Origin of the sequence: Streptomyces sp. NPDC017936 (assembly GCF_044328485.1) — a bacterium.
Lineage (GTDB): Bacteria > Actinomycetota > Actinomycetes > Streptomycetales > Streptomycetaceae > Streptomyces.
On record NZ_JBIRHK010000006.1, the window covers coordinates 269,798 to 280,550 of the forward strand.

The 10,753-nt window shown below is 72.2% G+C and carries 11 protein-coding genes and 1 pseudogene; 3 read left to right on the forward strand and 9 right to left on the reverse strand.

Annotation, left to right across the window (positions count from 1 at the left end; translation table 11 throughout):
• Window positions 1–147: 147 nt before the first annotated feature.
• The 5 genes from ACH4F6_RS15150 to ACH4F6_RS15170 all read right to left on the reverse strand — a co-directional run bounded on the left by ACH4F6_RS15150 (window position 148) and on the right by ACH4F6_RS15170 (window position 4,420).
• A complete protein-coding gene (locus tag ACH4F6_RS15150; RefSeq protein WP_397960591.1) occupies window positions 148–684 on the reverse strand; it encodes an FcoT family thioesterase in 537 nt (178 codons plus the stop codon).
• A gap of 1 nt (window position 685) precedes the next feature.
• Window positions 686–1,570 (reverse strand): TauD/TfdA dioxygenase family protein, encoded by an 885-nt coding sequence (locus tag ACH4F6_RS15155; protein WP_397960592.1) that lies wholly within the window; start codon window positions 1,568–1,570, stop codon window positions 686–688.
• A gap of 44 nt (window positions 1,571–1,614) precedes the next feature.
• Window positions 1,615–1,851, reverse strand: coding sequence for an acyl carrier protein (locus tag ACH4F6_RS15160; protein WP_397960593.1), 237 nt, complete (start codon window positions 1,849–1,851; stop codon window positions 1,615–1,617).
• The gene (locus tag ACH4F6_RS15165; RefSeq protein ID WP_397960737.1) at window positions 1,848–2,909 is read right to left on the reverse strand and encodes a beta-ketoacyl-ACP synthase III; all 1,062 of its coding nucleotides are present in this window, start codon (window positions 2,907–2,909) and stop codon (window positions 1,848–1,850) included. The genes ACH4F6_RS15160 and ACH4F6_RS15165 overlap by 4 nt, the downstream gene beginning before the upstream one ends.
• Window positions 2,910–3,016: 107 nt before the next feature.
• Entirely contained in the window at window positions 3,017–4,420 is a 1,404-nt protein-coding gene (locus ACH4F6_RS15170; protein WP_397960594.1) for an MFS transporter, read from the reverse strand.
• Between the two features lie 553 nt (window positions 4,421–4,973).
• Here ACH4F6_RS15170 and ACH4F6_RS15175 point away from each other — a divergent pair.
• From ACH4F6_RS15175 to ACH4F6_RS15185, 3 genes are read left to right on the forward strand one after another with little or no spacing between them, the layout of a single operon-like run.
• Window positions 4,974–5,198 carry a hypothetical protein gene (locus tag ACH4F6_RS15175; protein WP_397960595.1) on the forward strand — a complete coding sequence of 75 codons (225 nt, stop codon included), beginning with the start codon at window positions 4,974–4,976 and terminating at the stop codon, window positions 5,196–5,198.
• Window positions 5,195–7,555 carry a heavy metal translocating P-type ATPase gene (locus ACH4F6_RS15180; protein ID WP_397960596.1) on the forward strand — a complete coding sequence of 787 codons (2,361 nt, stop codon included), beginning with the start codon at window positions 5,195–5,197 and terminating at the stop codon, window positions 7,553–7,555. Before ACH4F6_RS15175 ends, ACH4F6_RS15180 begins: the two co-directional genes overlap by 4 nt.
• Window positions 7,552–8,079, forward strand: coding sequence for a copper chaperone PCu(A)C (locus tag ACH4F6_RS15185; protein WP_397960597.1), 528 nt, complete (start codon window positions 7,552–7,554; stop codon window positions 8,077–8,079). The genes ACH4F6_RS15180 and ACH4F6_RS15185 overlap by 4 nt, the downstream gene beginning before the upstream one ends.
• 36 nt (window positions 8,080–8,115) lie before the next feature.
• Here ACH4F6_RS15185 and ACH4F6_RS15190 read toward each other — a convergent pair whose 3' ends face one another.
• The 4 genes and pseudogenes from ACH4F6_RS15190 to ACH4F6_RS15205 all read right to left on the reverse strand — a co-directional run.
• On the reverse strand, window positions 8,116–8,301 hold the full coding sequence (locus ACH4F6_RS15190; protein WP_397960598.1) for a hypothetical protein: 186 nt from the start codon (window positions 8,299–8,301) through the stop codon (window positions 8,116–8,118).
• Window positions 8,302–8,516: 215 nt separating this feature from the next.
• Complete coding sequence (infA, locus tag ACH4F6_RS15195) at window positions 8,517–8,741, reverse strand: translation initiation factor IF-1 (protein ID WP_007386266.1); 225 nt, start codon at window positions 8,739–8,741, stop codon at window positions 8,517–8,519.
• Window positions 8,738–9,529: a GNAT family N-acetyltransferase gene (locus tag ACH4F6_RS15200; RefSeq protein ID WP_397960599.1), complete on the reverse strand. Its 792-nt coding sequence runs from the start codon at window positions 9,527–9,529 to the stop codon at window positions 8,738–8,740. Before ACH4F6_RS15200 ends, infA begins: the two co-directional genes overlap by 4 nt.
• A 326-nt stretch (window positions 9,530–9,855) precedes the next feature.
• Window positions 9,856–10,305, reverse strand: a pseudogene (locus ACH4F6_RS15205) (TetR/AcrR family transcriptional regulator); the annotation flags it as partial.
• Window positions 10,306–10,753 lie beyond the last annotated feature (448 nt).

The following is a 10,753-nucleotide window of genomic DNA, read 5'->3' on the forward strand; positions in this document are numbered from 1 at the left end:
GTTGGGGGGGTGGTTTATTTTTGCGGGGGGGGGGCGGGGGGGGGGGGGGCCCGCGGGGGGGGGGGGGCGGCGGGGGTCGGGGGGGGGGGGGGGGGGGGGCCCCCCCCCGCGGGGGGGGCCCCACGCCGAGGTGCGGTTGCCGTGCGTCTACGGGGCGTTGACGAAGGCGAGCTTCACGGTGCCGTCGCACCGCCCGCCGGCGTCGTCCCAGTACCGGTAGGCGGTGTCGGCGACGAGCAGCGGTTCGCCGCCCGGCGAGCGCCGCTCGACGGACAGGAACTCGATCTCCCCGGAGAAGGAACGCGCGTCGATGGGGCGCCGGAAGCTGCCGCTGAAGCGGGCGATGAGGATGTCCGGCAGCTGATGGCGCCAGTAGTCGTCCAGGGTCCAGCCGGCGAACTCCTCCAGCAGCCCCTCCTTCACCGCCTTGGCGACGGTGTAGTACATCATCTGGTTGTAGCTGATGTTGACCTCGACGGCGTTGAGGTGGCCGGTGTCGTCGATGTAGCAGGACTCCGGTATGGCCAGTTCGCAGCGCGCGGACACGAGGCTGGAGCGGGTGCTCACCGCCGCGGAGCGGAGGTACTTGCAGTGTGCCTTGTACGGCCGCAGGACCTGGGGGAGCAGTGCGTCGTCGTTGTCGTAGTCCTGCGACGACGGCTTGTGCGGTGCGGACGTCCGCATGTCACGCGGCCTCGTCGTAGAGCTTGTGCTCGTCGTGCACGGTGACCCGGAAGGAGACGGTCGGTTCCGGGGTGGTGGTGTGCCGGGCGCGGTGGATCAGGCTGCGGTTGTCCCAGACCAGGAGGTCGCCCTTCTCGAAGGTCTGCAGGTGGATGTTGGGGTGATCGAAGGAGTCGTCGAGCTGGCCGGTCGCCTCGAAGAGGCGCTGGAGCAGGTCGGTCTCCAGCGGCTTGCCGTCCTCGTCCTCCATGCCGATGGTGAAGCCCTCGCTGATGTAGAGAACCGTTTCGCCGGTCATGGGGTGGACGAAGGTGCTGGGCTTCACCACCGGCGGCGTCTTGGTGTCGACCTCCTCGACGACCTCCGAGATCGGCCGGTAGACGTCCGAGGGCCGGATCTTGAAGTACTTGCGCACCGAGTGCCGGGAGAAGGTGCCCGCCACCTCCTTCCTGAGGTCCTCGGGAAGCTGCTCGTAGGCCTTGCCCATGTCGATGAAGTAGGTCCCCCGGTTCTTCTCCGGGACGACCTGCGGGTAGATGAACGTCAGGCCGAAGGGGTCGGGCATGAACTGGTAGTCGGCGTGCCAGAACTTGCCGGTCTTCGGCACGCCGATCTGCTTGCCGTCCTCGGGCACGTTGGAGGAGACGAATATCTCCTCGACCTCGGGGTGCTTGTACATCGGCTCGTAGTAGGTCTCGGGACGGCCGAACCGCCGGCCGAGTTCGAGGAACTGACGGGGCGCGAGGTCCTGGTCCTTCAGGACGACGATCTTCTTCGTGTAGACGGCCGCCTTGATGGCGTCGATGTCCTCCGCGGAGGCGGCGGCGTGGTCGAACCCTTCGACCGTGGCGCCGATCTGCTGGCCCGTGACGTCCTTGATCTGCATGGTCCCTGCTCTCGGTGGAGTCGTGGTGGCGGTGGTGGCGGTGGCTACGGGGCGAGCTTCGAGTCGATGAGTCGGGTGGTCGCGCCGAGGGTGAGGTCCTCCTGGAGGACGTTGTCGTCGATGTGGACGCCGAGTTCGCGCTCGATGCGCATGCTGATCTCGACCATCGTCAGGGAGTCGACGTCCAGTTGGGCGAAGGTGATGTCCGGGCTGATCCGGTCGCGCGGCGCGTCGTGCAGTTTCGAGACGATCTCGACCAGGTGGTCGTAGGTGGTGCTCATGGCTCCTGTGTTCCTCCTGTGTCGTGCGGGTGATCGGTCCGGGCGAGAGCGGGCCACGTCAGGAGGCAGGACCCCCAGGTGAGCCCGCCGCCGAACGCGGTGAGCAGCACGCGTTCGCCCGCGTGGATGGTGTGCCGGGCGGTCGCATCGGCCAGGGCGAGCGGGATCGACGCGGCGCCGGTGTTGCCCACGGACTCGATGTTGGTCACCAGTCGTTCCGGGGGCAGTCCGAGGTCCTCCGCCACCGAGCGCAGGATGCGCAGGTTGGCCTGGTGGGGGACGATGCGGTCGACGTCGTCGACCTTGTGGTCGGCCAGCGTGAGCGTGGCGCGGGCGGAGGCCGTCATGCGGGTGACCGCGTGACGGAAGACCTCCCTGCCCCGCATGGCCAGGTGGTGATCCGGCGCGGCGACCGGACCCGGTGCCGAGCGCTGCCGTGAACCACCGGCCGCCACCATGATCAGGTCCTCGCCGGCGCCGTCGCTGCCGAGGTCGAAGTGGCCGACGGCGCCGGGTTCGTCGGCGTGGCCGGCGCGCAGCACGACGGCTCCGGCGCCGTCGCCGAAGATGATCGCGTTGGTCCGGTCGTGCGGGTCGACGATCGTGGAGTAGGTGTCGGCGCCGATCAGCAGTACGCGGTCGGCCACTCCGGCCGCGACGAGTCCGGCGGCCGAGGCCAGCCCGTAGACGAACCCGGTGCAGACGGCGCCGACGTCGAAGGCCGCTGCCCCGGTCAGCCCGAGACGGTCGGCCACGAGAGGGGCGGTGGCGGGGCAGGAGCGGTCGGGGGTCGTCGTCGTGACGACGACGGCGTCCACGTCGGCCACGCCTGCGGACCGCAGGGCCCGCCGGCCCGCCTCCACCGCCAGGTCGGAGGTGGCCTGGCCGGGTGCGGCGAAGTGGCGCCGGGCGATTCCGGTACGGGAGCGGATCCAGGTGTCGCTGGTGTCGAGCCGTCGGGAGAGTTCCTCGTTGGTCACGACACGCGGCGGGAGCCAGCCCGCGAGCCCGCACAGGACAGCGGCACGATCACGAGCCGGGGCGGGAGGGGCGGGCATGCCGACCGGTCGGTCGAGGGTGCTGGGCACAGGGGCTCCTAGGTCTCCGGGCACGGGGGAGGGATGTCGGGGACGGAACGGTCGGGGGAGAGGGGGAACGGGCGTGCTCAGACGTCCGCACGCCTGCGGAAGGGCAGCAGTGCCACGGCGCCGAGACAGATTCCGGCGGTGATGACGTAGACGGCGGTCCGGATTCCGTCCAGCAGACCGGCGGACGCCGGACCGTGGCCGCCGGCGCCGGCGACGGCCACCAGGACGGCCAGGCCCACGGCGCCGCCCACCTGCAGCGTGGTCGAGGCCAGGCCCGAGGCGATGCCCTGGTCCCGGGCGGGGATGCCGGTCGCGGCCGCGATCCACATGCCCGTCCAGGTGGCGCCCTGCCCCAGGCTGATCAGCACGATGCCGGGCAGCAGACGCGCGTAGGAGCCGTCGGCGCCGAACGCGAGGGCGAGCAGCAGGGCGCCGACGGCGCCGGTCGCCATGCCGCCCAGCAGCATGGTCCGGACGCCCAGCGCGGCCACGGCCCTCTCGCCCGCCTTCGTTCCGGCGGCCACCACGACGGCCGGCACGAGGAAGGCGGCCCCCGTGGCCGTCGCGCTGTAGCCGTGCACGGTCTGGAAGTAGAGGGTCAGGAAGTACGGCAGCGAGCTGAACGTGGCGCTGAACAGCGCGGTCAGCGCCATGGCGCCCAGCAGGCCGCGGTGGCGGAAGAGGTGCCCCGGCGTCAGCGGGGCTCGGGATCGGGTCTCGACAAGGACGAACAGGGACAGCGAGACCACCGCGAGCGCCGCGCACAGGAGGACGCCGCGGCTGCTCCAGCCGGCCTCCGGTGCGTGGATGAGGACGAAGACGAGCAGCGTGATGCCCGTGGTGGCGGTCAGGGCGCCCGGGAGGTCGAAGTCCCGCTGCCGGGACAGGGGACCGTCCGCCGGGAAGAGAAACGTTCCGGCCAGGGCGATGGCACCGGCCAGCGGGACGTTGACGAGGAACACCGCCGGCCAGCCGAAGGCGTCGACGAGCACTCCGCCCAGCAGCGAGCCGAAGCACAGCCCGCCGGCCCCCGCGGCGCCCCACGCGGCCAGCGCCCGATTACGGCGGGGACCTTCCTCGTACAGGGTGTTGACGAGGGAGAGGGCGGCGGGGAACAGCAGCGAACCACCGATGCCCTGCACCGCGCGCACCGCGACCAGCGCGCCCGCCGACTCCGAGAACCCGCCCACCAGCGAGGAGACCGCGTAGAGCAGGGCGGCGACGACGAAGACCCTGCGCCGGCCCAGCAGGTCCGTGGCCCGGCCGCCGAGGAGCAGGAACCCGCCGGTCGTCACGACGTAGGCGCTGACCACCCACTGCAGGTCCTGCCCGGAGAAACCGAGCGCGCTGCCGATGTCGGGGAGGGCGACGTACACGATGTTGTAGTCGAGCGAGATGACCAGTTGCGCGGCGGCCAGGACGAGAAGCGGCCACCCGAGGCGCTGGTGCGAAGGAGCGGACGGCGAATTCACTGCAGGCATTGCGGAAAGATTCCCCCTAAGAATCCGTCCCCTGAAACAGGGCGGCGGCTCACCCCGGGATCGTGGCTCACCTCCTGTGCCCGCCACAACCGCTCTCCCCTCACTTTCGGACTGGCTTGTGAGTTGGTTGTGAGAGTCGTTCACCTCTTCATTGAAGGTCGAACTCCCGAGACGACTGCTCGTGAATCCGGGCCTGGAACATGCCAGGTGAACACGAGGATGGAGAGGCCGAGGGGAGTGATTGGCATGTGCACGTAGAGCGGACGGCCGGGTTCCCCGTGCGGCGGGCCGGCCGGCGGTGTCCGCCAGTTCCAGCCTTCCCGGTCGAATCCCGCCGGATCGCGGATGGCTGATTCGACACCTGTATAAACGGGCCGAGTCGTCCTTCGATATCGTCCGAGGCGATGCGCTGTGCGATATTTCGAATGGGCGGAAAAACGCGCATTCAAAGGGAGTCGGACGGTGGGGCCGACTGGTTCCCGGCGATGCCGACGTTTTTTGTCACACGCCCGATGCGGGCGAGGGGGCGGGTACCCCCCTACCGTATGTGCGCATGGAGAAGTGGAAGCGTGCTCTGTTCGTCCCGCCGGCCTTGCTCGGGTTCGTCGTCCTGCTCGTGTCACTGACGGCGGTGTCGTACGCCGTGGGACGCATGGCGGGTCCGGTGGCCCCGGGCATGCACCGCACCGTGCCGGCGTCCGAGGAGCCGCGGGAGCCGGACATGCCGGGGATGCACGGTCTCGGGCCGGTCGACCGCGAAGTGCGGGTGAACCGATGACCACCGCCGATCCCCGCGGGACGGCCGAGGAGCCGGACGCGACCACCGATCTGCTGGTGGGCGGCATGACGTGTGCCGCGTGCGTGGGCCGGGTCGAGAAGAAGCTGGGCCGCGTCGAGGGCGTGACGGCGACCGTCAACCTGGCCACCGGGCGGGCCCGCGTCACCCATCCCGCGTCGGTGACCGCCCTGCAGCTCGTCTCCGTCGTGGAGAGCGCCGGTTACACGGCCGAACTCCCGCCGCCGCCCGCCGAGGAGCAGCACGCGGACGCGGCCCGCGCGGAGCGGACGACCGGCGCGGGCGTCGGCGACGGGGGACGGCTGCTGCTCACGGCGCTGCTGTCGCTGCCTGTGCTCCTGCTCTCCATGGTGCCCTCCCTGCAGTTCACCCACTGGCAGTGGCTGTGCTTCAACCTGGCCGTCCCGGTCGTGGGCTGGAGCGCGTGGCCGTTCCACGAGCGGGCCCTGAAGGGGTTGCGGCACGCCACGGCGACCATGGACACCCTGGTCTCCCTCGGCGTGCTCGCGTCCTTCGCCTGGTCCGCGTACGCCCTGTACTTCGGAGGCGCGGGGCAGCCGGGCATGCGCATGCCGTTCAGCCTGGTGCCCGAGGCCGGCAGCGGAAGCGCGCATCTGTACCTGGAAGCGGCCGTGAGCGTGCCGCTGTTCGTGCTGGCCGGCCGCTACCTGGAAGAACGCGCCAAGCGGGGAACGGGATCGGCGCTGCGGGCGCTCGCCGAACTCGGCGCGAAGGACGTCGAGCTGAGGGAGGGGGACCAGGGCAGGCGCGTGCCGGTCTCCGCGCTCCGGGCCGGTCAGGAGTTCTTCGTACGACCGGGGGAGAAGGTCGCCACGGACGGTGTGGTCACCGACGGCAGCTCCGCCCTGGACCTCTCACTGGTGACGGGCGAGAGCGTCCCGGTGGAGGTCGGGCCGGGATCGGCCGTGGTGGGCGGTGCCGTCAACGCGGGCGGGCTGCTGGTGGTCCGGGCCACGGCGGTCGGCGCCGACACACAGCTCGCCCGGATCACCGAGCTGGTGAGCGACGCGCAGGCGGGCAAGGCGCGCGTCCAGCGGCTGGCCGACGCCGTCGCGGGGGTCTTCGTCCCCGCGATCGTGACCGTGGCGTGCACGGTGCTGGGGTTCTGGCTCGGCGCCGGGGCGGACGCCTCGGCGGCCGTGACCGCGGCGGTCGCCGTCCTCGTCGTCGCGTGCCCCTGCGCTCTCGGCCTGGCCACCCCGACCGCCTTCATGGCCGCCACCGGCCGGGGCGCCCAGCTCGGCGTCCTGCTCCGCGGGCCGGAAGCGCTGGAGCGGCTGCGGCACATCGACACCGTGGTCTTCGACAAGACCGGCACCCTCACCACCGGACGCATGACGCTCGCCGGGACGACGGTGGTGGCCGAGGAGGACGCGGACGAGATCCTCCGACTGGCCGGGGCGGTCGAGTACGGCTCCGAGCACCCCATCGGCCGGGCCGTCGCCGCCGCCGCCCGCCGGGCCGCGGACGGCGACCGGCTGCCGCCGGTGGCCGGCTTCCGCGCCGTTCCCGGAGCCGGCGTGAGCGGCCGGGTCGACGGCCACGAGATCGTGGTGGGCCGCCCGCGCCCCGACACCCCGCTCCCGGTCCCCCTCCGGCAGGCCCTGGACGACGCCCGCGCCTCCGCCCGCACGGCCGTGGTCGTCGAGAAGGACGGCCGCCCGGTCGGTGTCCTCGCCGTCGGCGACACACTGCGGCCCTCCGGCTGGTCCGCCGTACGGCGCCTGCGCAAGCTGGGCATCGAGCCCGTTCTGGTGACCGGCGACGGCGAGGCCGCCGCCCGTGCCGTGGCCGAGCAGGTCGGCATCGACGAGGTGCACGCCGAGGTCACCCCGGAGGGGAAGGCCGACATCGTCACGAAACTGCGGGACGAGGGGAGCCGTGTGGCGGTCATCGGCGACGGGGTCAACGACGCCGCCGCCCTCGCCACGGCCGACCTGGGCATCGCCATGGGGAGCGGAGCCGACGCGGCGATCGGCGCCGCCGACATCACCCTCGTGCGCGAGGACATGCAGGCGGTGGTGGCGGCCGTACAGCTCACCCGTCGGACCCTGAGCACGATCCGCGCCAACCTCACGTGGGCCTTCGGCTACAACGTCGTCACCGTTCCCCTGGCCGCCACCGGCTGGCTCACCCCGATGTTCGCCGCCGCGGCGATGTCCGCCAGCTCGGTCCTCGTGGTGGTCAACAGCCTGCGGCTACGGACCTATGCGCCCGCCGGGCACGGCTACCGCTCCGCCTCCGCCGGCAAGGGAGGTCCCCCACCACCGTCCGCGGCGGACGGCGACACCGTCTCGTCCCTGGAGGAGATCCGATGAGTTCCGCCTCGTCCACCGATCCGGCCGAACGCTCCTCGCCGCCCTGGCGCCGGGTGACCGCCGGTGCGCTGAGCGCCGCTCTGGTACCCGTGGTCACCTGCGCGACGGCCTTGGCGCTGCTGACGGCCTACACGACGACGGGCGCGGCCGGCGAACCGCCGGCACGGATCGGCGTCGGCAACGCCCGCATCTTCGTGCCGCCCAACTCCGAGAGCACGGCGGCCTTCTTCGACATCAGCAATGCCGGGGCCGCCGGCGATGTGCTGACGTCCGTCTCCTCACCGGACCTCGGGGTCACCATGCTGGGCCGGCGGGTCACCAAGGACGGGGCGGGACGCATGGAACCGCTCGACGCCCTCACGATCCCGGCCCGGAGTCGCGTGAACATGACCCCGTACGGCGTCGACGTGATGGTCATGGATCCGCCGGAACTGAAGGCCGGGGACACGGTCCGCTTCGACCTGTGGTTCCGCGACTCCGGCAGGGTGAGCGTCGATGCGGTGGCCGTGCCCGTGGAGTGGTGACGAGAGGGGCCGCCGCCTCGGCCTCCCTCCTCGCGGTCACTCCTCGCCCAGGAGCTCGCGGATCTCGGTGACGGCCGCGACGAGCGCCTTCCGCTCGGGGACGGTGGTCTCCGGGTGCCACAGGCCGACGAGCAGGCAGGTGCGCGGGTGCGTCCCGCGCCGGCGGTCCCAGCGGATCCGCGGCCCGGAGCGGGAACGCGGCGTGCGGCTGTTCGCCCGCACGCCGACCGGACCGGTGCCCACCGTGGCCGGCCGCGCGTTCCTGCGGGAGGCGGAGGCCGCGGTGCGGAGGGGGTCAGGACGTCCTGGATCCCTCCGCCCGGGACCGGCGCAGGGGAGCGTCGTCCCGGGCGGCGGCATCGTCACCGGCGCCCCGGTCACGGAAACGCCGTGACCGGGGCCCCGGGGTCAGCTGTCGCGGAAGGCGCCGACCGCCGCTAGTTCCGGTACCGGAACACGATCCGGCCGCGCGTCAGGTCGTACGGCGGGAGCTCCACCAGCACCCGGTCCTCCAGCATGATCTTGATGTAGTTCTTGCGGATCTTCCCGCTGATGTGCGCGAGCACCTGGTGGCCGTTCTCGAGCTCCACGGTGAACATGGCGCTGCGCAGGCACTCGACGACCTTGCCCTCGACTTCGATGACGTTCTTGTTCCTCGTCATCGCACCAGCTCCAGGTTGCTGCTCAGCGGCCGGGCGCCGACGCCCTCGAACAGCGCCGAGGCCGCCCGGTTGGACGCGTGGACTTCGGTCCAGGCCGCGGTGGACCCGGAGCGGTGCAGCGTCCCCAGCGCGTGGGCCAGCAGCGCCCGCGCGATGCCGCGGCGCTGCTCGCCGGCCCGGACCGCGACCAGCCCGATGCGCGGCCGCTTCACCCTCACCACCCGGATCAGGCCCAGGTAGCGGTCCGGCGCCGCGGCCACCGCGTACGCCGACGGGTCGACGACGGTGTCGCCTTCGGGGCGGGGAATCACCTCCGCGGGCATCGACCGCCACCCGACGGTCGCCTCGACCTCGTCGCGGATCGCGCGGTCCACCGCCCGCAGCAGACTCTCGTCCGCCTGACCGGCGGGCACGATCGTCACGCCCGGAGGCGGCAGGACTGCTTCGAGCCCGGTGACCCGCGGGTCGGTCGGCACGACGTACTCCCACTCGCGGCGCCGGATCGTGAAACCGGCCCGTCGCCAGCCGGCCGTCAGCTCGACGTCGGCTTCGTCGACCACCGTGTACAGCGGCGCCGGCAGCTGCGCCGACATCGCCTCGGCGAGCCGGTCGAAGGCGGCGTCGTGCCAGGCGTCGATGCTGACGAACAGGCGTCCGTCGGGCCGGTGTTCCGCATGCCCGCGGCCGACCACCAGATCGTCGTCCAGCGCGTGCCACTGCCTGTCCGCGACGCGCGTGACCACCACCGCGTTCTCGCCCAGGCCAGGGGGGAAAGGCTTCGTGTTCATCGGAGTCTCCTCCTGGGAGTGCCTCGATCTCAGGCGCTCCTGGCGACACCGGACGTCAGCCGCCGGACCGTGACGGATGGAGGGAGCACCCATGGGTGACTGTGTGCACGGGGCTCACCTCCCTACGACGACTTCACGGTCCGCCGCGAAAGTAGCAGCGGGGCTCCGCCTCGCTCAAACCCTTTTCCCACGAGCTCGGCAAGGCCGTACTCGATCTTGAGCGGTCGCGCGCATCGCCCGGGCCGGAAGCGGCGGCGGTGCCGGGGTCCACGCCCTCTCGCTCACCCGGGAACAGGCACGGCGGACGATGGGCCCGTTCGCCGGCGTCAGGGCGCGTCGGGCGTGCGGAGTCCCTGGAGGAGGGCGATCAGGCGTCGGGGGTCGTAGCGGGGGTCGTCGTCGCGTCCGATGCAGAGATTGCCGATGCCGCGCATCAGTTCGTACGGCTGCGTACCGGGTCTGATGTCGCCGGCCTCGACCGCGGCGTCGAGCAGGTGGACGCAGACGGGCAGCAGGCGGTCGAGGAAGCAGGCGTGCAGCGCGGCGAAGCGGTCGTCGTCGGACAGCAGGGCGTCGGCGAGGCCGTGCTTGGTGACGAGGAGGTCGACGAAGAGGTCGATCCACTGGCGCAGTGCGTCGAACGGGGAGTCGGCGCCGGCCAGCGGGTCCGGGCCGGCCTGGGCGCATGCCTCGATCTGGTGGCGGTGGACGGCCGTGACGAGATCCGCCCGGGTCGGGAAGTGACGGTAGATCGTGGCCGTCCCGACGCCCGCCCGCAGCCGGCCGTGCCGTCACCCACCAGGGCGCCCGCCGTCACCCACCAGGGCGCCCGCCGGCTCGCGCCCGTCCCCGCCGGCTCGCGCCGACCGGGCGACCGCCCCGGCGGCCCCGCGGCGGGCCGTGTCTTCGGCCCACCGGCGCGGGACCTCCGGATCCCGGTCCGTCGCCGCGTGTCCGAGCGGAGCCGGGCAGGCGAGGTGGACGGTGACGGGTGAATTCCCGACGCGCCCCGCGGTGGTGACGGGCCGTGCATCGCGTGCGGCGAGTTCGTGCCTTGCCTACAGGTGCGGGAGGACGAAGTTGAACCCTTGCGCGCTGTGGGCGCCGAAGGCCGGGCACACTCCGTAGGTCGGGTAGCCCGAGAAGAACATGGAGAAGCATTTCTGGCAGAAGCGCCAGTTGGCTTGGGCGGTCGCCGTTTCGGCCACGTCGTGCGGGAGGGTG

Coding starts and splice junctions, on each gene's coding strand:
- ACH4F6_RS15150 (WP_397960591.1), bottom strand. CDS start 684: ATGCGGACGTCCGCACCGCACAAGCCGTCGTCGCAGGACTACGACAAC.
- ACH4F6_RS15155 (WP_397960592.1), bottom strand. CDS start 1,570: ATGCAGATCAAGGACGTCACGGGCCAGCAGATCGGCGCCACGGTCGAA.
- ACH4F6_RS15160 (WP_397960593.1), bottom strand. CDS start 1,851: ATGAGCACCACCTACGACCACCTGGTCGAGATCGTCTCGAAACTGCAC.
- ACH4F6_RS15165 (WP_397960737.1), bottom strand. CDS start 2,909: ATGCCCGCCCCTCCCGCCCCGGCTCGTGATCGTGCCGCTGTCCTGTGC.
- ACH4F6_RS15170 (WP_397960594.1), bottom strand. CDS start 4,420: ATGCCTGCAGTGAATTCGCCGTCCGCTCCTTCGCACCAGCGCCTCGGG.
- ACH4F6_RS15175 (WP_397960595.1), top strand. CDS start 4,974: ATGGAGAAGTGGAAGCGTGCTCTGTTCGTCCCGCCGGCCTTGCTCGGG.
- ACH4F6_RS15180 (WP_397960596.1), top strand. CDS start 5,195: ATGACCACCGCCGATCCCCGCGGGACGGCCGAGGAGCCGGACGCGACC.
- ACH4F6_RS15185 (WP_397960597.1), top strand. CDS start 7,552: ATGAGTTCCGCCTCGTCCACCGATCCGGCCGAACGCTCCTCGCCGCCC.
- infA (WP_007386266.1), bottom strand. CDS start 8,741: ATGACGAGGAACAAGAACGTCATCGAAGTCGAGGGCAAGGTCGTCGAG.
- ACH4F6_RS15200 (WP_397960599.1), bottom strand. CDS start 9,529: ATGAACACGAAGCCTTTCCCCCCTGGCCTGGGCGAGAACGCGGTGGTG.